The sequence below is a fragment of the Pseudarthrobacter sp. rb genome (assembly GCF_056389225.1).
In genome coordinates this window covers 282,990-303,182 of the sequence record NZ_JBWJAR010000004.1, presented here as the reverse complement: position 1 = coordinate 303,182, position 20,193 = coordinate 282,990, and the positions used below count along the sequence as shown (strand labels likewise).

The 20,193-nt window shown below is 66.5% G+C and carries 17 protein-coding genes and 1 pseudogene; 12 read left to right on the top strand and 6 right to left on the bottom strand.

Features of this window, described 5'->3' with window-relative positions:
• Both ACWRN3_RS08235 and ACWRN3_RS08230 read right to left on the bottom strand, forming a co-directional pair.
• On the bottom strand, nt 1-828 hold the full coding sequence (locus ACWRN3_RS08235) for a DUF1206 domain-containing protein (protein WP_476740333.1): 828 nt from the start codon (nt 826-828) through the stop codon (nt 1-3).
• Nucleotides 829-831: 3 nt separating this feature from the next.
• Complete coding sequence (locus tag ACWRN3_RS08230) at nt 832-1,122, bottom strand: hypothetical protein (RefSeq protein WP_159631180.1); 291 nt, start codon at nt 1,120-1,122, stop codon at nt 832-834.
• 159 nt (nt 1,123-1,281) lie between these two features.
• Between ACWRN3_RS08230 and ACWRN3_RS08225 the strand changes: the two are divergent.
• Nucleotides 1,282-1,812: pseudogene (locus tag ACWRN3_RS08225) on the top strand (hypothetical protein); the annotation flags it as partial.
• Between the two features lie 111 nt (nt 1,813-1,923).
• On the opposite strand, the gene ACWRN3_RS08220 reads toward ACWRN3_RS08225, so the two are convergent.
• On the bottom strand, nt 1,924-2,604 hold the full coding sequence (locus ACWRN3_RS08220; RefSeq protein ID WP_324642749.1) for a FadR/GntR family transcriptional regulator: 681 nt from the start codon (nt 2,602-2,604) through the stop codon (nt 1,924-1,926).
• A 4-nt stretch (nt 2,605-2,608) separates the two neighbouring features.
• Entirely contained in the window at nt 2,609-3,880 is a 1,272-nt protein-coding gene (locus tag ACWRN3_RS08215) for an MFS transporter (RefSeq protein ID WP_476740332.1), read from the bottom strand.
• Between the two features lie 134 nt (nt 3,881-4,014).
• Between ACWRN3_RS08215 and ACWRN3_RS08210 the strand changes: the two genes are divergently transcribed.
• Nucleotides 4,015-5,607, top strand: a complete 1,593-nt coding sequence (locus ACWRN3_RS08210; RefSeq protein ID WP_476740331.1) for a CYTH and CHAD domain-containing protein — start codon at nt 4,015-4,017, stop codon at nt 5,605-5,607.
• Between the two features lie 20 nt (nt 5,608-5,627).
• Here ACWRN3_RS08210 and ACWRN3_RS08205 read toward each other — a convergent pair whose 3' ends face one another.
• The gene (locus ACWRN3_RS08205) at nt 5,628-7,064 is read right to left on the bottom strand and encodes a PucR family transcriptional regulator (protein WP_159631190.1); all 1,437 of its coding nucleotides are present in this window, start codon (nt 7,062-7,064) and stop codon (nt 5,628-5,630) included.
• Nucleotides 7,065-7,232: 168 nt separating this feature from the next.
• Here ACWRN3_RS08205 and ACWRN3_RS08200 point away from each other — a divergent pair, with 168 nt between their 5' ends.
• The 6 genes from ACWRN3_RS08200 to ACWRN3_RS08175 all read left to right on the top strand — a co-directional run bounded on the left by ACWRN3_RS08200 (nt 7,233) and on the right by ACWRN3_RS08175 (nt 14,579).
• Nucleotides 7,233-8,663 (top strand): gamma-aminobutyraldehyde dehydrogenase, encoded by a 1,431-nt coding sequence (locus tag ACWRN3_RS08200; protein WP_476740330.1) that lies wholly within the window; start codon nt 7,233-7,235, stop codon nt 8,661-8,663.
• Between the two features lie 55 nt (nt 8,664-8,718).
• Complete coding sequence (gabT, locus tag ACWRN3_RS08195; protein ID WP_255172947.1) at nt 8,719-10,089, top strand: 4-aminobutyrate--2-oxoglutarate transaminase; 1,371 nt, start codon at nt 8,719-8,721, stop codon at nt 10,087-10,089.
• Nucleotides 10,090-10,377: 288 nt separating this feature from the next.
• The gene (locus ACWRN3_RS08190; protein ID WP_476740329.1) at nt 10,378-11,175 is read left to right on the top strand and encodes a glycosyltransferase; all 798 of its coding nucleotides are present in this window, start codon (nt 10,378-10,380) and stop codon (nt 11,173-11,175) included.
• A gap of 47 nt (nt 11,176-11,222) precedes the next feature.
• Nucleotides 11,223-12,593 carry a glycosyltransferase family 4 protein gene (locus ACWRN3_RS08185; RefSeq protein ID WP_476740328.1) on the top strand — a complete coding sequence of 457 codons (1,371 nt, stop codon included), beginning with the start codon at nt 11,223-11,225 and terminating at the stop codon, nt 12,591-12,593.
• Nucleotides 12,590-13,819 carry a glycosyltransferase family 4 protein gene (locus tag ACWRN3_RS08180; RefSeq protein WP_476740327.1) on the top strand — a complete coding sequence of 410 codons (1,230 nt, stop codon included), beginning with the start codon at nt 12,590-12,592 and terminating at the stop codon, nt 13,817-13,819. The genes ACWRN3_RS08185 and ACWRN3_RS08180 overlap by 4 nt, the downstream gene beginning before the upstream one ends.
• Nucleotides 13,791-14,579: a PIG-L deacetylase family protein gene (locus ACWRN3_RS08175; RefSeq protein WP_476740326.1), complete on the top strand. Its 789-nt coding sequence runs from the start codon at nt 13,791-13,793 to the stop codon at nt 14,577-14,579. The genes ACWRN3_RS08180 and ACWRN3_RS08175 overlap by 29 nt, the downstream gene beginning before the upstream one ends.
• 11 nt (nt 14,580-14,590) lie before the next feature.
• On the opposite strand, the gene rarD is transcribed toward ACWRN3_RS08175, so the two are convergent.
• A complete protein-coding gene (rarD, locus tag ACWRN3_RS08170) occupies nt 14,591-15,604 on the bottom strand; it encodes an EamA family transporter RarD (protein WP_476740325.1) in 1,014 nt (337 codons plus the stop codon).
• A gap of 103 nt (nt 15,605-15,707) precedes the next feature.
• On the opposite strand from rarD, the gene ACWRN3_RS08165 reads away from it, so the two are divergent.
• The 4 genes from ACWRN3_RS08165 to ACWRN3_RS08150 are packed head-to-tail and all read left to right on the top strand — an operon-like array spanning nt 15,708 to nt 20,129.
• Entirely contained in the window at nt 15,708-16,703 is a 996-nt protein-coding gene (locus ACWRN3_RS08165) for a DNA topoisomerase IB (RefSeq protein ID WP_476740324.1), read from the top strand.
• A gap of 45 nt (nt 16,704-16,748) precedes the next feature.
• The gene (locus ACWRN3_RS08160) at nt 16,749-18,209 is read left to right on the top strand and encodes an FAD-dependent oxidoreductase (protein WP_476740323.1); all 1,461 of its coding nucleotides are present in this window, start codon (nt 16,749-16,751) and stop codon (nt 18,207-18,209) included.
• A gap of 40 nt (nt 18,210-18,249) precedes the next feature.
• A complete protein-coding gene (locus ACWRN3_RS08155) occupies nt 18,250-18,855 on the top strand; it encodes a TetR/AcrR family transcriptional regulator (protein WP_476740322.1) in 606 nt (201 codons plus the stop codon).
• Entirely contained in the window at nt 18,855-20,129 is a 1,275-nt protein-coding gene (locus ACWRN3_RS08150; protein ID WP_476740321.1) for a glycosyltransferase, read from the top strand. The genes ACWRN3_RS08155 and ACWRN3_RS08150 overlap by 1 nt, the downstream gene beginning before the upstream one ends.
• The last annotated feature ends 64 nt before the right edge of the window (nt 20,130-20,193 follow it).

The window sequence follows — 20,193 nt, the reverse complement described above, 5'->3', positions numbered from 1 at the left end:
CTACATGCGCCCGAACCGGGCCCGGATCAGCGCGAAGATCCCGTAAGCGATGAAGCCGGCGCCAATGGCCACCAGGAGGGTGGGCCCGAACGGGTGGTGCTGCAGGGCCTTGAGGCTGCCGTCCAGGCCGGTGGATTCCTCGGGCCGGTGCCTGGCGGCGGCGATGATAAACAGGAGCCCGGTGAGGTTCAGCGCCACACCTTTGGCCACGTGGCCGGTGACGCCCAGGCTGTCGATGAGCCTGCCGCGGCGGGTGCCCTCGAAGTGGAACAGCTCTTCCTTGAACCCGCGCCGGATTCCCTTGACCTCGAAGTAGATGCCGATGCCGAGGATGGTCAGGCCGAGGGCGACGAGGACCCACGGCCCCACGGGGTTGGCCATCAGGCTGGCGCTGAAGTCCCGGGTATTGTCGCCCGAGTCGCTGCGCTGCCCCAACGCGAAGCCCGCGAACGTAAGGCCCACACTGCCGTACGCGATGGCCAGGAATCCCGAGGACACCAGCTTGGCCAGCCGTTCCTTGCGGGGAAGGCTCCTGGCCCGCAGCGTCGCTTCACTGGCCTGCCACAACGCAAGGCCCAGGCAGGCGGCCACGCATCCCCACATGACGAGGGGACCCCACGGGTTGTCCGCCAGCCGGGCGATGGCGCCGGTGGCCTCGGCATCGCCGGGGTGGCCGAACGCGATGGCGATGGCGATGACCCCTACGATGATGTGGAGCAGCGCCATGACGGCGAATCCGGAACGGGCCAGGACGTCCAGGGCTTTGGCATTGGACGCGTCCTCGACAGCGTCCGCTGCCTGGCTGAGGGTGGATTCGCCGTCGGACATCTCTTAGCCGTTCATGGGGCCTTCGGCCCGCAGCTTCTCTGCGCCGGGTCCCTCCACGTGTACGGTGCAGCGGACCACCAGCTGGCCGGGGGCGTTGTCCAGCTCCACCAGGGAATCGTCCGCGCTGAGGACGGTGAACACCTCCGAGCCGGCTACAACGCCAACGCCCTTGGCCTTTGCCGTTTCCCTGGCGTTCCCCAGCGCCTCGCGCTGCAGTCCGTCCACGTAGCCGCCGTCACTTCCACGGGCGGGGTCCCCGAAGGCCCAGCCGAACAATGTCCCTGTATTTCCCATGGCGACGATATTACGCGGTTGCCCCTCTCGGGGATGGGGTTTCGTAATATTAGTAAGTGTGCTTACCATGGGCGGACCATACCTCGAAGGAACACGGCAGGTGGAGTCCGCGGCACAGCGGCAACACGGAACCAGTCCACAACGTTAGGAATGCACATCATGGCAGGAAATCTCATTGCCCGTTCAGTTCACGACCTGACGGCAGCAGCATGGTTTGGTGGATCCCTGATGGGCGCCATCGGACTCAACGGGGCAGCGGCCCAGGCCAAGGACCCCGCAGAGCGCACCCGGCTTTCCAGCGCCGGCTGGATGAAGTGGGCACCGTTCCAGACCGCAGCCTTCGCTTCCCACCTGGTGGCGGACCTGGCCATTGCGTGGGAGAACAAGGGCCGCATCGCCAAGCAGGAGGGCGTGGCCCGCGACACCGTCATCAAGACGGCCGTGACCGTGGTGGGCGCCGCAGTGACCCTGTACTCGGGCATCCTGGGCAAGAAGGTGGAGAAGCTGGCCGGTGAGGGTGCCGAAGGTGCCACCGAGCCGCACGGTGCAGCCTCGGACGAGCTGAAGTCGGCCCAGCAGCAGCTCAAGGCACTGCAGTGGGCCATCCCCGGCTTCGCTGCCCTGGTGATCATCCTCGGCGCCAAGCACGGCGAGATGCAGCGCCCCAAGAACGTCCTTTCGGGCCTGCGCCGCCACTCGCGATACCCCCCCCACCTTGCGCGGCCGCCGCGGCCCCGCCCCCCCCGGGCGGGGCCGTCGGCATGCCCACGGGGTGGATAGGGCGGGGCGCGCAGGGCCGGGTTACTCCGCCAGCCACTCCGCGCACGAGTTCAGGTTCCGGTTCACGCTGGCCACGGCAGCGTCTTCGTCCCGCTGGGCGATGGCGTCGAGCAGTGTTTCGTGGCCGTCGCGGGGGAGTCCGTTGAACCCCGGCCGGCGCTGCTGCGTGAGCAGGTCCTGGTGGAACACGGTTCCGAAGCTGGCGTACAGCTCGTGCAGCAGCGGGTTGCCGGACGCCCGGGCGATGCCCTCGTGGAAGCTCCAGTCCGCGTCCGCCCAGGCTTCGAAGTCGCCGTTGTTCCAGGCCTGGTCCCGGGTGGCGAGGAGGGCCCCCAGGGCGGCGACGTCGTCGTCCGTTGCGTTGCGCGCGGCCAGCCGGGCAGCCTGGGTGTCCAGGCCCAGCCGGACCTCCAGGATGTGCTGCTCGGTGTGGTCCTGGTACATGCGGCGCGCGGCGCCGGACATTTCGCTCGTGGCGCGCACGTAGGTGCCGTCCCCCCGCCGCACCTCCAGCATTCCGCCGTGGGCAAGGGCCTTGACCGCTTCGCGGAGGGTGCCGCGGGAAACCCCCAGCCTGGCCATGAGCTCAGGTTCGGACGGGATGCGCTGGTTCAGCGGCCACTCACCGGAGTGGACCATGCCCCGCAGCTTGGCCGTGACCTCGGCCGCGAGCGGCGGACGGACGGAAGGGCTCAGGGTCATGGGATTACTTCCTCTCCGCGGGCTTGACGGACATCGCAGGGCCGGTGATCAGGTGGGACACCACGATCTGGACCAGGGCCAGTGCCAGCAGCAGCACCAGCGGCAGGGACCAGCCTCCGGTGGCGCTGTGCAGCAGTCCCATGCCGAACGGGCCCGCGGTGGCCAGCAGGTAACCGGAGGACTGGGCCAGGGTGGAGAGGGCGGTGGTCTCGGCGGTGCTGGTGCCGCTGCGGCTGATCATCACCATCACCAGCGGGAAGATGCCCAGGCCGAAGCCCAGCAGGACAGCGGGGACCGCGGCCAGCGCCACGGGGAGGACCAGCAGCGCCGCAATTCCCACGGCCATGGTGATGCTCACCAGGTAGAACGCCGGACGCAGCATCCGGGGCCGGGCGCCGATGGCTATCAGCACCATGCCCGCGGGGACGGAGACCAGCTGCATGAGGCCGAACATCAGCCCGCTGTCCGAGGCGCTCAGGCCCATAGTGGTGAGCATGTACGGGAACCAGCTCAACAGGGCGTACGCCAGCAGGGCTTGCAGGGTGAAGATCGCGGTGAGGAGTTGCCCCTTGCGGGTCCGCAACAGCGGCCAGGGCGACACATGCCCGGCCGTGGTCCGCACCGTATGGCGGTGGGCGTGCAGAGCCACCGGCAGGAAGCCCAGGAAGGCGGCCACGGCCGCGATGCCCACGGCGCCGACGGCGGCGGACGGGGAACCGAGCGCCTGTGCCAGCGGGACCACCGCGACCGAGGTCAGGGTACCGCCGGTGGTCATGGTCACCGTGTAGACGGCGGTCATGAGTGACGTCCGGGACGCGAAGTGCTCCCGGATGAAGGACGGCATTGCCACGTTGCAGATGGCCAGCCCGGACATACCCACCACGCTGCCGGCCACCAGCATGCCCGTGGCGGGGATGCCGCGCAGCAGCAGCCCGCCGGCCAGCAGCGCCAGGGACAGGAGGATGGTCTTCTCCACGCCAAGCCTGCCGGTGAGCCAGGACGTGGCGGCACCGGCAAGCGCGAAACAGAGGGTGGGGATGGAGGGGATGATCGCCGCCACCAGCACCCCGTAGCCCAGCACCGCCTGCAGGTCGTGCAGCAGCGCGGATGCACCGGTGATGCCCGCGCGCAGGTTCAGCCCGATCAGCACCAGCGCAATGACGCCGAAGACGACAGCGGAGCGCGGCTTCGCCGGGGCGGCGCCGGGCGGGGTGCCGGGTACCGCAACGGGTGCCTGGATGGCGGTGGGAACAAAAACGGGGGGAGTGGGGGGCATACGAACCATCCTAAAGGTTAGACGTTTGATGTTTGTGCTTTTGGTCAACCTCTCCCGGTTTTCGGTGCCTGCAATAGACTGCCAACGGACTGTCGGAGGGCCTGGCGCGGACCAGGCGGTGCGGAAGGGCGGCTGTGGAGGCTTCCAGGGGACTCGAGATTGAGAAGAAGTACGACGTCGATACCGGCGCCGTGGTGCCGACCCTGGAGCAGGCCGCGGGAGTGGCCCGAACAGGGAAGCCGCACACCGACCTGCTGGAGGCGGTGTACTTTGACACCCCCACCCATGCCTTGGCCGGACGCCGCATCACCCTCCGCCGCCGCACCGGCGGGAAGGACGCGGGCTGGCACCTGAAGCTGCCTCCCCAGGCGGCGGCCAGCGGCGAAGGACCGCAGGAGCGGACGGAACTGCACGCACCCCTCGGCCGGCCCGACGTCGTCCCGGACGCCCTGCTCACCCACCTTTACGCCTACCTCAGGGGTGCCGTCCCCGTGCCGGTGGTGCGCCTGGACACCCGGCGCACCACCTACCCCCTGTACGGGGCCGACGGCGCCCACCTCGCCGACCTCGCGGACGACCAGGTCACCGCCGAACGCCTGGGCGACGGGGACAACGCCACCAGGCAGGAGTGGCGCGAATGGGAGCTGGAGCTGGTCCACGGTGGGCCCGACCTCTTTGACCCGGTGGAGGAGCTGCTCGCAGCCGCCGGCGCCCGGCCCGCCGGCCATGCCTCGAAGCTGGTCCGTGCCCTGGGCGCTGACACCAAAGCGGGCAAGCGTGCCGCCGCCGGCGAGGCGCCCGCCGGCGCCGCCGGACCCGAAGGCACCCCTGCCCTGCTGGCCGGGAAGCGCGCGCCGGCCGCCGCCGTCGTCACCGTATATGTGGCCGCACAGATCGACCAGATCCTCGCCAGCGACGCCGCCGTCCGGGGGGAGGAACCCGAGGCCATCCACAACATGCGGTCCGCCACGCGCCGGATCCGCTCGGTCCTGGCAGCCTACGCCAAGCTCTACCGGGCATCGCCGGTGCGCAAACTGCGGAGCGAGCTGAAGTGGCTGGGCCAGCTGCTCGGCCAGCCGCGCGACGCCGAGGTCCTGCGGTCCCGGCTCCGTGACCAGCTGGGCGGGCTGCAGCCGGGGAATGGTACCGCCGGGGCCACGGCAAGGGTGGAGCAGCGCACGGGCGGGGACTATGACGCCGCGTACCGGCTCCTGCTGGAAGCCCTGGGCTCGGGGCGCTACTTCCGGCTCCTGGACAAGCTCGAGGATTTCCGCGACAACCCGCCGGTGCGCGCCGACGCGGTGGCCCCGGGACGTCGGGCGGCTGCGAAAGCCGTGGACAAGGCCGCCAGGCGGCTGGAGCGCTCCCGCAAAGCGGCCAAGCGCGCGCGGCGCGGGAGGGACCAGGAACTTGCCCTCCACCGGGTACGCAAGGATGCCAAGCGGCTGCGCCACGTGGCTGAATCAGCGGCCCTGGTGCACGGCAAACGTGCGGGCAAGGTGGCCAAGGCCGCCCGCCGGCAGCAGAAGGTCCTGGGCCAGTTCCAGGACGCCGTGGTGGCCCGCGACCTGCTGGCAGCCATCGCCGCGGAGTACAGCGAGCCCGCCACGGCAGGCATCTACGCGGAGCTGCTCAGCCAGCAGGAAGAACGGATGCTCGCGGCCCGGGCCGGGTACCGGAAGGCCAGGAAGAAGTCGCGCGACCTGTTGGGCCACGGCGTCCTCTGAGTCGGACCGCGGGTGCCGGCCTACTTGCCCTGCCGGGCGGACAACCGGGCCACGGCCAGGGCCAGCCACAGCTGCACCCGGTCCGCGGTGACGGAGGGGTCATAGCCGGTGAGCTCGGTGATCTGTGCCAGCCGGTACCGGACCGTGTTGCGGTGCAGCGTGAGCTCTTCCGCCACCGCAGCCACCGAGCCGTTGTTGTTCAGGTAGCTCTCCAGCGTGGACATCAGCTCCGAGCCGTGCGCGGCATCGAAGGCCCGCAGCGGGTTCAGGGACTCGTGCGCCATGTCCGCCAGCGGGACATCCTCGCTGGCCAGCAGCAGCGATGTCAGGCTGAGCCGTTCCGGTTCGTTGACCGGCAGCCCATGGCTGGCGGCGTCGCGGGCTTCGAAGTAGCTCCAGCGCAGGCCGTTGGGCTTGGTGTACGCCCCGCCGATGCCGATCGTGGCGTGGATCCCGGCCTCGGCGAGGTGGTCGCTCAGCTTCCGTGCCAGCGCCGGCGCCGTCCCGCCGTCGTCATTGACCACCAGCACCAGGTCCTTGCCCACGACGGCGGCAACCGCCTTCTCCAGTTCCTGCGGCACTGAGGTGCTTCCCAACGCCTTCCCGTGGGCGGCCGATACGGCCAGCAGCACCACGTTCTTGCGGGTGCTGTTCACGCCCACCCCGGCCAGGCGGCGCTGGGCCTCGCTGGTCTCCAGTGCCCCGTGGATCACGTCCTCCAGTACCTGGCCGCACAGGGCGCGCTGGGCCTGGCGCTGCTTGACCATGTTGTTCAGCTCCACGCTGATCAGGTTCTGCGCGTAACCGATGATGCCGGTGTCCTCGAAGGGCTGGCGGACCCACAGCGTGCAGGCATCGCGCCGGCCCGTGGGCACGGGGTAGCTGGACCAGGTATCGGCCGACGGGTGGGTGCTGCCGCTGTTGTACAACTGCGCCGTGAACTGGGTCAGCGCTACGTCGGTGCGCAGCATGCCGCCCAGGTTCTTCAGCAGCTCTGCGAGCCCGCCGCCGGTCAGCAGCGCGCGGGCCAGCACCTGGTGCCCGGCAATGAGCCGTTCCAGCTTGGCGTAGTGGTCAGCCGACTGGGCGTCCGCCACCAGCTTGGTGATGGCGATGAACGGGGTTTCGTAAGGCACTTCCACCACCGGCAGGCCCCACCGGTTGGCCTCCGCCAGCAGGGCCGGCGGCACCGCCTCATGTGACAACCCCACACCGAACCCGATGCCCACTGCGCCGGCCCGCTGGACCTGCCGCACAAAGCGGCGCTGCTCCGGCGCGGACCGCAGCCGCAGGCCGGTGGTGAGCACCAGTTCCCCGCCGTTGAGGAACCGCTGCGGATCCTCGAGTTCCGTCACCGCCACCCAGTTGATGTCCTGGTTCCAGGTAGTCTCCGCCACGCCCGCCTTGGACAGCTTCAAGGAGGTCACGCCCACCAGGGCGGCAAGGGAAATGGCCATGAAGCAAGGATAAACGTGAGCTGGGCAACCGCACTAAACCCCTTCGGCAAGGGTGTGCAGGTGGCTATTCACCCTGCTTGGGCGCTGGCATAGGCTCAAGGCAGTTCCATCCATCCGTCCTGGTCTCCGCCCGGCCGCCGATGGCCCTTACGAAAGAGGTTGCACACCGTGGTCCAAACCTTGCAGAACTTCATCAACGGGAAGTTCGTCACCCCCGCCGGCACCACCCTGCTGGACGTGGTCAACCCCACCAACGGGGAAGTCGTGGCGCAGGCCCCCGTTTCCGTGCAGGCGGATGTGGATGCGGCCATGACGGCAGCCAAGGACGCCTTCAGGACCTGGAAGCACGTCACCCCGGGCCAACGCCAGCTGATGCTGCTCAAGCTTGCCGACGCCATCGAGGCAAACAGCGACGAACTCGTCGAAGCCCAGCACCGCAACACCGGCCAGGTCCGCTCCCTCATCGCCTCCGAGGAAGTGGCTGCCGGCGCCGACCAGCTGCGCTTCTTCGCCGGTGCCGCCCGCATCCTGGAGGGGAAGTCCGCCGGCGAGTACTTCGAAGGCCACACCTCCTACGTCCGCCGCGAACCCATCGGCGTCGTGGCCCAGGTCGCCCCGTGGAACTACCCCTTCCTGATGGCCATCTGGAAGATCGGTCCCGCGCTCGCCGCCGGCAACACCGTGGTCCTCAAGCCCTCCGACACCACCCCCGAGTCCACCCTGGTCCTGGCCCGCCTGGCCAGCGACATCCTGCCCGCGGGCGTCCTGAACGTGGTCCTGGGCACCGGCGAAACCGGTGCCATGATGGTGGAGCACAAGGTCCCTGGCCTGGTGTCCATCACGGGATCCGTCCGCGCGGGAATCGCAGTGGCTTCCGGCGCCGCCAAGGGTCTCAAGCGCGCCCACCTGGAGCTCGGCGGCAAGGCCCCGGCCATCGTCTTCGCGGACGCGGACATTAAGAAGAGCGCGGCGGCCATCGCCGAGTTCGCGTTCTTCAACGCCGGCCAGGACTGCACGGCCATCACCCGGGTGCTGGTACAGGATTCCGTGCACGACGACGTCGTGGCAGCCATGGTGGAACACACCCGGACCCTGCACACCGGTTCGCAGAACGACGAAGACAACTACTTTGGCCCGCTGAACAACGTGAACCACTTCAACGCCGTCACCTCCGTGGTGGAGAACCTGCCGGCCAACTGCCGGATCGAAACGGGTGGACACCGGGCAGGGGAGAAGGGCTACTTCTTCGAACCCACCATCATCACCGGCGCCAAGCAGACCGACGACGTGGTGCAGAAGGAAACGTTCGGCCCCGTCATCACCGTCCAGAAATTCAGCACCGAGGAAGAAGCCGTGGCCCTGGCCAACGATGTGGACTACGCGCTGGCCTCCAGCGTCTGGACCACCAACCACGGCACGGCCATGCGGTTGAGCCGTGACCTGGACTTCGGCGCTGTCTGGATCAACACCCACATCCTCCTTACCGCCGAAATGCCGCACGGCGGCTTCAAGCAGTCCGGCTACGGCAAGGACCTCTCCATGTACGGCGTGGAGGACTACACGCGCATCAAGCACGTGATGTCCGCCCTCGACGCCTGACCATTTCCCGCTGGTTGAGCTTGCCGAAACCCGGAATCGTAGAAAGAAAAGAACCATGACCACCACCGCAGCAGACATCACCTACCGCCTGGAGCAGAAGCGCAACGTCCAGGCCGACTTCCCGGGCCCCAAGTCCGTGGCACTGACCGAACGCCGCAAGTCCGTGGTGGCCGCCGGCGTCGCCTCCAGCGTCCCGGTCTACGTTGCAGACGCCGACGGCGGCATCATCCACGACGTCGACGGCAACTCCTTCATCGACCTGGGCTCAGGCATCGCCGTGACCAGCGTGGGTGCCTCCGACCCCGCCGTCGTGGGCGCCGTCAAGGAAGCCGTGGAGCACTTCACCCACACGTGCTTCATGGTCACCCCCTACGAGGGCTACGTGGCCGTTGCCGAGCAGCTGAACCGCCTCACCCCGGGCGACCACGAAAAGCGCACCGTCCTGTTCAACTCCGGTGCCGAGGCAGTGGAAAACGCCGTCAAGGTGGCCCGCCTGGCAACCGGCCGGGACGCCGTCGTCGCCTTCGACCACGCCTACCACGGCCGCACCAACCTGACCATGGCACTGACCGCCAAGGCCATGCCGTACAAGACCAACTTCGGCCCGTTCGCGCCCGAGGTCTACCGCATGCCCATGAGCTACCCGTACCGCGAGGAAAACCCCTCGATCACCGGCGCAGAGGCAGCAAAGCGCGCCATCACCATGATCGAGAAGCAGATCGGCGGCGACCAGGTTGCCGCGATCATCATCGAGCCCATCCAGGGCGAGGGCGGCTTCATTGTCCCGGCCGAGGGCTTCCTGCCCGCGCTGGCCGCATGGGCCAAGGAGAAGGGCATCGTCTTCATCGCCGATGAGGTCCAGTCCGGCTTCTGCCGCACGGGCGAATGGTTCGCCGTCAACCACGAAGGCATCGTCCCGGACATCATGACCATGGCCAAGGGCATCGCCGGCGGCATGCCGCTGTCCGCCATCACCGGCCGCGCCGACCTCCTGGACGCCGTGCACCCCGGCGGCCTGGGCGGCACCTACGGCGGCAACCCCGTGGCCTGTGCAGCAGCCCTGGCCTCGATCGGATCCATGGAGGAGTACGACCTGAACGGCCGTGCCCGCCACATCGAATCCATCGCCACGGCGCGCCTGCGTGAGCTGCAGTCCGAACTGGCCGGCGCCGGGACCGCCGTAATCGGCGACGTCCGCGGCCGCGGTGCCATGCTCGCCATCGAGCTCGTCCAGGCCGGTACCAAGGAACCCAACCCGGAGCTGACCAAGGCTGTCGCAGCCGCCTGCCTGAAGGAAGGCGTCATCATCCTCACCTGCGGCACCTACGGCAACGTCATCCGCCTGCTGCCCCCGCTGGTCATCACCGATGAACTGCTCGCGGACGGCCTGGAAGTCCTCGCCGCAGCCATTAAGGCCAACGCCTAGAGGCCTAAAACCCGCTCCAGAAAAGGGCAGCACCCCCGGGGGTGCTGCCCTTTTGTGCTGCCGGGAAAACCTCGCTTGGGGGGGTACCTACGCCCCCTTGCCGCACGACGTCAACTACCTAACAACAGGCCACCGCCGGCGGCAAAGCAGCGGTGCCCCCAAAGCATCTTCTTAGTACCCCCCGAATTGTTTTTGCGTACCGCATACCTCTGTTTGGGCTCAATGACGAAACGTAGCTTGGATCTACGGGGACATCAGGACAGTTGACGCCAGATTGGGGAGACTCGAATGAAGAACTTCGACACTTCTGGTTTTGCAGGAACCCCCGGAATCGAGGAGGCGCTTTATGGGCGCGACCCGTTCAACTTCGGGCGACGGACACCGGTAGACCTGGAAGTTGTGATTCCCGCCTATAACGAGGCGGGCCGGCTGCCATTCACACTTGGCAGCACAGTTGATTTCCTGGCGGCCCAGCCTTGGAGTTCTCGCATAGTTGTCGTTGACAACGGAAGCGCGGACGAAACGGCGTACGTTACGCGGCGAATGCACGCTGCAAAGAGCGGTGTTCCCATTGTTCTGATCGGGTGTTCCCACGCTGGAAAAGGGGCGGCTGTCCGAAGAGGAATGCTTAGTGGAACGTCCGTATATACGGGGTTCTTTGACGCCGACTTGGCCACGCCCTTGGACGCGTTGATTGCCGCGATGAAGCACCTTCAACTTGGGGCCGCGGCCGTTATAGCGTCACGTCACTCTCCCGGCTCAACTTTTGTCCGGCCCCAGCAGTTCGGACGGAGGCTAGGCGGGGCTGCCTTCCGTGTTGTCACAAACTCTATGGTCCACGGTATCTGCGACACGCAGTGCGGCTTCAAGTTTTTCGAACGCCGCGCCGTTACCCAGGCCATGGTCCAGTGCAGAACCAACAGCTTTGCCTTTGACGTCGAACTACTTCGCCGCCTGCAGCAGGAAGGTGGGCGCATAGTCGAAATTCCTGTGGCATGGACGGACGGGCCCGGGTCTACTTTCCATCCGGTACGTGATGGAATAGCCAGTTTCGCTTCCCTCGCGCATTTGCATCGGATGCTGTGATGCCTGCGCTGCAGGGCGCGCCACTGAGGGCGTTGGTGGGAAAACGCGTGCTCGTACTGAACTGGCGGGATATCGACCATTCCCAGGCAGGTGGTGCAGAACAATACATGCACAACATCTCGAAACGGTGGGTTGAGTCGGGGGCCGACGTAACCTGGTTTACCAGCAAAGACGCCCACCAGGCCCGCGAGGCCACGATCGATGGCGTTCGCGTCCTTCGTCGAGGCGGTCCGCTGACGCTGTATGCGCACGCTGCGATGAGGATTCTATGGGCAAGGCGAAAGACTGACGTCATCGTAGACTGCCAAAACGGCATTCCATTCTTTTCCCCGCTTTTTGCACGGAAACGAACGCCAGTGGTGCAGGTGGTTCACCACGTGCACCAGAAACAATTCCGTACGCGGTTCCCGGCTCCCGTCGCTGCCGTTGGCAGGTATTTAGAGGGCACCGTGGCGAGGGCAGTCTACGGTCCGCATGCCACAGCAGCCGTTTCCCCCTCCACCCGGATGGAACTTCGCAAGTTGGGGTACCAAGGGCCCGTCCACATTGTTCCCAACGGCACGGATACGGTGCCCGAAACAGTTGGACCCCGGGATCAGGACCCTACCATCACCATCGTCAGCCGTCTTGTGCCGCACAAGAGGGTCGACATCATGCTCGGCCAAATCGCTGCAGCAGCGTCAGATATCCCAAACCTCCGGGCTGAAATTGTAGGAGACGGGCCGGAGCGCAGGCGATTGGAGCAGGTGGTCCTGGACCTCGGTATGCATTCACACTTCACGTTCCACGGTTACCAGCCGGACCATGTCAGGAACGCGCTGCTGAACCGGGCCTGGCTCACCATGAATGCCTCGGACGCCGAGGGCTGGGGGTGTTCCGTCATAGATGCCGCCGCTTGGGGGGTGCCCTGCCTTGCACTGAGGGTGCCCGGGATCCGGGACAGCGTAATTGATGGCGTCACTGGCTGGCTTGTCGACTCCGCCAAGGATTTGGAAGGCGCCCTGACGAAGAGACTGTCTGAGCTATCCAACGCCACGGTCAGAAGTGCTTACGCTCAAGCCTGTCAAGAGTGGGCTCGCTGCTTCACCTGGGACCGGAGCGCCCTCTTACTCGCGGGGGTGTTGGCAGAGGAGACACAGGTCGCTTTATCCCGGGGACGGTCTACACGAAAGGCAGTCAGCAGGGATATTTCCACAGTGGCGCGCTTCAACCTTCCTACAGGTGCAGACGTATCCGCCATTCTCAAAGCAACCGATGAGGTAGCCCAGGACGGGGCAACAATGGTGGTGGTGTTCAAGGGTTGCGACGAGTTTGAAATCTCCGCAGCCCTCGAAACGCTGGGTGTTTATGACGCTGTGCTGTGGCCTGCGACCGGTAGCGACCTCCTGGCCGGGCCACCGAGCGGATTTCGTCCATGAAGGCAAGGAAGGCAGCCAATAGCGGAACCTTGCGTGAACCGGGCGAGCGAATCAGAGTACTTCATCTTGGCTTTGAAGATCCGCAAATGCCCGGAGCAGGGGGAGGCTCTATCCGAACACACGAGATGAACAAGCGCATCGTCGCACAAGGGACAGACGTGACCGTTTTGACGACTAGATATCGCGGGTGGACGGCCAGGACACAGGACAGAGTGCGATATATACCTATTGGTTTTGGATCGGGGAGGACCAGGCTAAGCAGACTTTTGGGATACTGCCTGCGGTTACCCGCCGAAGTTAGAAAACGACGAGCCGCAACTGATTTGGTAGTTGAAGACTTTTTTGCGCCTTTTTCGACGATGGCTGCACCGCTGTGGACCGGCAAACCCACAGTCGGAGTGGTGCAGTGGCTGCACGCACGCGAAAAAGCGCGTCAGTATAAGGTTCCGTTGCATTGGATCGAATACGCCGGGGTTCGGCAGCACCGGCGCATGGTCGCAGTCTCCCAGGCAACGGCCGGGCAGTTACTGAGGATGAACCCGAGTGCGCAGGTGACTGTTATCGCGAATGGGGTCGACAGGGCTGCCCTGGAAGTTCCCTTGGTGGTTGGCCACGATGTCGTTTATCTCGGACGCTTGGAACTCGTCGGGAAGGGCCTGGACTTGCTATTGCAGGCCTGGGCTGAGGCGGCAAAGCAGATTGACGGGACTCTCATCATCGCTGGGACAGGACCGGACGAACGCTGCATTCGCGACGCCGTCATTGCCGCCGGCCTCTCCAATCGCGTTCGGTTGAGCGGTTGGATAACCGGTAGGGAGAAGTTTGCGTTACTGGGGGCAGCAAGACTGGCCGTGGTCCCTTCGCGGGCGGAGACGTTCGGAATGGTCGCCCTTGAGTCTCTGGCTTGCGGAACACCCGTACTAGCCTTCAACATTCCCGGGTTGCGCGAAGTGATTGCACCCGGTTGCGGCTGGCTTGTAGAGCCTTTTGATGTCGGTGCCCTGGCCGCGGAACTCGTCAAGCGCTATTCGGCAGACGCGGACCTCGCTGCGGCGGGTCTTGCAGGCCGGACTTTCGCCGCAACCCTGAATTGGGACGACCTGGCTTCCCTTCAATTGAATGTCTACCGGGCAGTGCTCGCCGAGCCGTCAGCGCCACCTCCAGCGGTGAAGCGCGCCGGAAAGAAAGGTCAGACTCATGAGCCAAGCCATCCCGTTCGCCCTTGAACGTTCCCTGTCCACCTCGGAGCCATGGCTGGTGCTTTCACCACACCTGGACGACGCCATTCTTTCCTGCGCTGCACTGCTGGAGGCACAAGCCGGCAACCGCAAGTTGATTGTGGCCACCCTGTTTACGGAATGCAGCCCAGGTCCGCATACGAGGGCGGCTAAGTCCTACCTGCGGCAGTGCTCCGCGCCGGATGCCCCATCCCTCTTTGCGGCGCGGCGGCAGGAAGATGCGGATGCGCTTGCAGACCTTGGAGCCAGCTTCCATCATCTTGGCGCCCAGGATGCACTGTTCCGGCGCAGGGATAACCGGAGAATCGGTAGTTCTGTCCTTTCCAAAACGCTGCCGGAGTTGGTACACCGCTACCCCACTTACAGGTTTGACATCGCGCTAGGAAGGATCTCGAGAGGGGACGCCAACCTGGTCAAGGAACTGCTGTCAGCTCTCTCGGGGATTGTTGAGGAGGATAGCCCGGGGCTGGTGTTCAGCCCGCTGGCCGTGGGCAAGCACGTCGATCATCTACTTACCAGAATTGTGGGTTGCCAACTAGGGCGACCGGTGGTGTTTTACTCAGATTTCCCTTACAACCAGCATCATCAGCCGGACGAAGGCTTCCTCCAGTCCAGGAAGCTCATGCAGTGGGAGTGGACGCAAGGCCTCGAGGCCAAGCAACAATGGGTAAACCGGTACAAAACCCAGGTTAATGCAATGTTTCCGTCCGCAAGAATTCCGGTAGCTGCGGAGGTTTACTTCGCTTGAGGGGCGGCTGATCAGGCCGCCTTGCGGAGCGCCCTGCGGGCCACCGAGTTCCTGCGAGCCGTCCGCAGCATGTCCAGGGTCAGCAGCAGCAGGGCCAGCCACACCACCCCGAAACCAATCCAGCGCTCAACCGTCATGGCCTCCCGGAAGACCAGCAGCGCCACCACGAACTGCAGGACCGGGGCAAAGTACTGGAGCAGTCCGATGGTGGTCATGGGCAGCCGCCGTGCGGACGCACCGAAGAAAAGCAGCGGGACGGCGGTGATCACGCCCGATGCCAGCAGCAGCCAGAAGTGTCCTGGTCCCTCGGACGTCAACGTGGAGCTGCCGCCTGCGGCCAGGACCACCATGGCCACGGCGGCCAGAGGGGCGAGCACCATCGTCTCCACGCTGAGGCTGGTGATGGCGTCCACCCTCGATCCCACCCGGTTCTTGACGAAGCCGTACAGGCCAAAGCTGAACGCCAGGGTCAGGGCAATCCATGGCAGCTTCCCGTAGGAGTAGGTGAGCACGCCCACCGCTACGAAGCCGACGCCGACGGCGGCCCACTGGAGCGGCCGCAGCCTTTCCTTCAGGACCAGCACACCCAGCAGCACAGAGACGAGCGGGTTGATGAAGTAGCCCAGTGACGTTTCCACGGCCTGCCCCGTGGTGACGCCGTACGTGTAGGTCAGCCAGTTGATGGCAATCAGGAATGCCGCCAGGGCCAGGGAACCAAAGACCCGTCGGTCCTTCAGCGCCACCGCGAGCACACCCCACGCCCTGGTCACCGTGATCAGGAGAGCACAGAACAGCAGGGACCACACCACCCGGTTGGCCACGATTTCGACGGCGCCCGCCGGCATCAGGATGAAGAAGTACAGCGGGAGCAGCCCCCACAGAACGTAGGCGCCGATGCCGAACAGCATGCCGGTCGTCGAATCCTTGGCGACAGCCCGGGGCCCCTCACCGGCCGGCGGCGCGGCTGCGGGGGTAGCAACGGGCGTGGCGGGGGAGGTTCCTTCTGGCGTAGGCACGAAGTCCATAACAGCATCCGGTGGGCAGGTATTCCAGCAGACAGGCGGTATTCCGGAAAATAATCAGTAGGCTTGCTTTCATGACACGTGCGCCTTCCCCGGAGCCCAGCCCATGAGGCTCCGGCGCAGCAACGCCTCGGGCCGCGGCTACCGCAGGGTGCCCGCCGGCAAGGGCTTCAGTTACCGGGACCTGGACGGCTCCACGCTGCCGCCCGGCCCTATCCGCGACCGCCTGGAAAGTATCGGCATCCCGCCGGCCTGGACCGACGTCTGGATCGCCCCCTTCGAGAACGGGCACATCCAGGCGACCGGCGTGGATGCCGTGGGCCGCCGCCAGTACATCTACCATCCGGAGTGGCGCGAGCGTAACGACCGGGTGAAGTTTGACCGGTCCCTCCAGTTGGCCGAATCACTGCCCGCGGCCCGGCGGCGGGTGACCATGGACCTGCGCAGTGAAGGCTTCACCCGCGACCGCGTCCTGGCGGCGGCGTTCCGGATGCTGGACACCGGCTCGCTGCGGGTGGGCTCGGAGAGGTACACCAACGAGAACGGAAGCCGTGGGCTGGCCACGCTGCTGTGCGCCCACGTCCAGGTGCGCAAGGACCGGATCCTCCTGCGCTTCCCGGCCAAGAGCGGCAAGGACTGGGAATCGGAAATCCGCGACGCCGACCTCGCCGCCCTCCTGCGCCTGCTCAAGCGGCGGGGACCGAACGCGAGGCTGCTGGCTTACAAGGAGGGCAGGACCTGGCGTCCGGTCACCAGTGCGGATATCAACGCCTACGTGAAGGAGCGGACCGGCTCAGACTTCACCGCCAAGGACTTCCGGACCCTGCGCGGGACCGTGGCGGCCGCGGAAAGCCTGGCGAGGACCGGAGTCCAGCGGACGGCGGCAAAGCGGAAGCGGGCCATCAGCCGCGCCATGTACGACGCGGCGGAGACGCTGGGAAACACTCCCTCCATTGCACGCAAGAGCTACGTGGACCCGCGGGTGCTGGACCACTACCATGACGGCGAAACCATCGATCCGAAACGGCTGGACTCGGCGGAAGCTGAGCTCAGGGCGCTGTTGTACCGCGAGGGCAAGGTAGTGGCCCTGGGCGCCAACTAGAATGGGGGACTATGCGCTGCACCATGCGGCGCACCCTCATGAAACATGAGCAGGACCAGTTCAGAAGGGTTCCCGGTGTCCAATCACAGCGAAACCGCCGCCAACCGTCCCCTCCGCGTCGCCATTATCGGCGCGGGACCGGCAGGAGTCTATGCTGCGGACATCCTCACCAAGTCCAGCGGGGTCAAGGACGGCGACTTCCAGGTCAGCATCGACCTCTTCGAGGCCTACCCGGCACCCTACGGCCTGATCCGGTACGGCGTAGCCCCGGACCACCCCCGCATCAAGGGCATCGTCAACGCCCTGCACAAGGTCCTGGACCGGGGCGACATCCGGTTCCTGGGCAACGTGACCTACGGCCGGGACCTCACGCTGCACGATTTCCGGGCCTTCTACGACGCCGTCATCTTCTCCACGGGCGCCATCAAGGACGCGGACCTGGACATTCCGGGCATCAACCTGCGCGGCTCCTTTGGCGGCGCCGACTTTGTGTCCTGGTACGACGGCCACCCGGACGTGCCCCGCGAGTGGCCGCTGGAGGCCAGGGAAATCGCGGTGATCGGCAACGGCAACGTGGCCCTGGACGTGGCCCGCATGCTGGTCAAGCACCCCGAGGAGCTGCTCACCACCGAGATCCCGGACAACGTGTACGCCGGCCTTAAGGCGTCCCCGGTGACGGACGTCCACGTCTTTGGCCGCCGCGGCCCCGCCCAGGTCAAGTTCACCCCGCTGGAGCTGCGGGAACTGAGCCACATGGACGACGTCGACATCGTCCTCTACCCCGAGGATTTTGAATTCGACGACGCCTCGGACGAGGCCATCCGCAGCAACAACCAGGTCAAGACCATGGTGAACACCCTCACCAACTGGCTGGTGGAGGAGCATGCGGAGTCGGAGAACCCCTCGTCCCGCAGGCTGCACCTGCACTTCCTGCACAGCCCCGTTGAAGTGCTCGACGACGGCACGGGCAAGGTGGGCGGCGTCAAGTTCGAGCGCATGCAGCTGGACGGGACCGGCAATGCCAAGGGCACGGGAGAGTACGTTGAATACCCTGTCCAGGCTGTCTACCGGGCCATCGGCTACCACGGCTCCGCGCTGGACGAACTGGAGTACGACGCCAAGCGGGGCGTCATCCCGAACGAAGGCGGCCGGGTCCTCGATGCCGGGGGTAACCCCGTTCCGGGCATCTACACCACGGGCTGGATCAAGCGCGGACCTGTGGGGCTGATCGGCCACACCAAGGGCGATGCGCTGGAGACCATCGGCTTCCTGCTGGAGGACCGGCTCACCCTCCCGGCGGCCAGGAACCCGGATCCCCAGGCCATCATCGACCTGCTGGAAGAGCGCGGCATCGAATACACCACCTGGGAAGGGTGGAACAAGCTCGACGCCCACGAGGCGGGCCTGGGTGCCGCCTGGACCGGACCCGAGGGCCTGGACCACGTGGTCCGCGAGCGTATCAAGGTGGTGCCGCGCGAGGAGATGATCCGCATTTCCCGCGGCTGACCCCTACCCCCGGCGGAGTATTCGAGTTAATCTGGTTAACATGAATACGGTCGGGGCCGGAACCCGTCCCTACAGCTCCCCGAAGCGCGCCACCTCTGCCGAGGAAACCGGTCGCCGGATCCTGCAGGCCACCGAAGACCTGTTCATGGAGGGGCCGCTCGCCGACGTCACGCTGGGTGCGGTGGCTGCCCGCGCCGGCGTCACCGTCCAGACCGTCATCCGCAGGTTCGGGGACCGCGCCGCCCTCATCGACGCCAGCGCCAAGGCTGCCACGGCCAGGGTGGACAGCCAGCGCAGCGCTGTTCCTCCCGGCGACGTGCCCGCCGCCGTCGACAACCTCCTGGAACACTACGAAACCACCGGCGCGCTGGCACTGAAGCTGCTCGCCGAGGAACAAACCTCCCCCGTCCTGGCGGAAATCACCGGGGGAGCGCGCCACCTGCACCGCGAATGGTGCCGCCGCGTTTTCGGCCCCTTCCTTGACCCCCTGAAGGGCAGCCCGGACCACGACCGCCGGCTGGCCCAGTTCGTCGCCCTCTGCGACGTCTACACCTGGAAGCTGCTCCGCCTCGATGCCGGGCTCAGCCGCGGCCAGGTGGCCGACTCCCTGCTCGAAATGCTGGAACCGTTCACGCGGAGGCCCTGATGTCCACCGTCCTTGCCTACACTTCACCTGCCATAGGCCACCTTTTCCCCATGGTTCCGCTGCTCGCGGAACTCAAGGCCCGCGGCCATGATGTCCACATCCGCACCCTGCCACGGCAGGTTCCACAGCTCACGGAGTCAGGGTTCCACGCCGGGCCGGTGGACGGCAGGATTCTTGCGATCGAGGCCACGGACTACCGCGCCACAAACCCGAAGGCTGCCCTGGCCTCCAGCGTTGAGACCTTCGCCGCCCGCGCCCGGTTCGATGCGCCGGACCTGCAGCGCGCCATTGAGGGGATAAGGCCGGACCTGCTCCTGGTCGACATCAACGCCTGGGGCGCGCGCATCCTGGCAGAACACTCAGGGCTGCCGTGGGCAACCTTCAGCCCCTACACCCCGCCGCTGCCCTCAAGGGGTACGCCCCCGTTCGGGCCGGGGCTGGCTCCTTTGCCGGGTCCGCTCGGCATGGCCCGGGATGCGGTGGTGCGGCGCCTGGTGATTGGCGCCGTCGAGAAGCTGATGCTGCCCCGGATCAACGCCCTGCGGGCCGACATCTCCGGCGGCATGCTTCCCCCGGTCACCGGCGCCAACTCCATGTTCCGCACCGCCCCGCTGATGCTCGTGGCCACCGCCGGGCCGTTCGAATATCCGCACCCGGACTGGGCTCCGGATGTGCGCATGATCGGCGCCCTGGAATGGGAGCCGCCGGCCGAAACTCCCTCGTGGCTCGGGGAGGCCACCGCTCCGGTCGTCCTGGTGACCACGTCCTCCGAGTACCAGGCGGATGACGCCATCGTCCGGACCGCCCTGGCGGCCCTGGCCGGGGAGCCCTATACCGTCGTCGCCACGTTGCCTGCAGCCGAAGCCGGCTCTGCGGGTGCCGCCAGGGCCGCCGGCCTCGACCGTTTCCAGCCCGTTCCGTCCAATGCCAGGCTGGAACATTTCGTGCCGCACGGCCCTGTCCTTGACCGCGCCGCCGTTGCCATCACTCACGGCGGCATGGGGGCAACACAGAAGGCCCTGTCAAAGGGAGTGCCCGTGGTGGTGGTCCCGTTCGGCCGCGACCAGCACGAGGTGGCCGCACGGGTAGTGGCGGCCGACGCCGGAGTGCGGCTCAGCCGGAAGCACCTCACGCCGGAGCGGCTCCGGGAAGCCGTCCACCAAGCCCTGGGCAAGGCGCCGGGGGCGCGCCGGGTGGCGGATGGCTACGCGGCCGCCGGGGGAGCAGCGGCGGGGGCGGACGCCCTGGAAGAGCTGGTCAGGGCAGGCCGGTGACACGAGGTTGTTGTCCAGCTATGCTGACTTGGCCACCCTCCAGCCCTGCACAGCCGGACAAGAC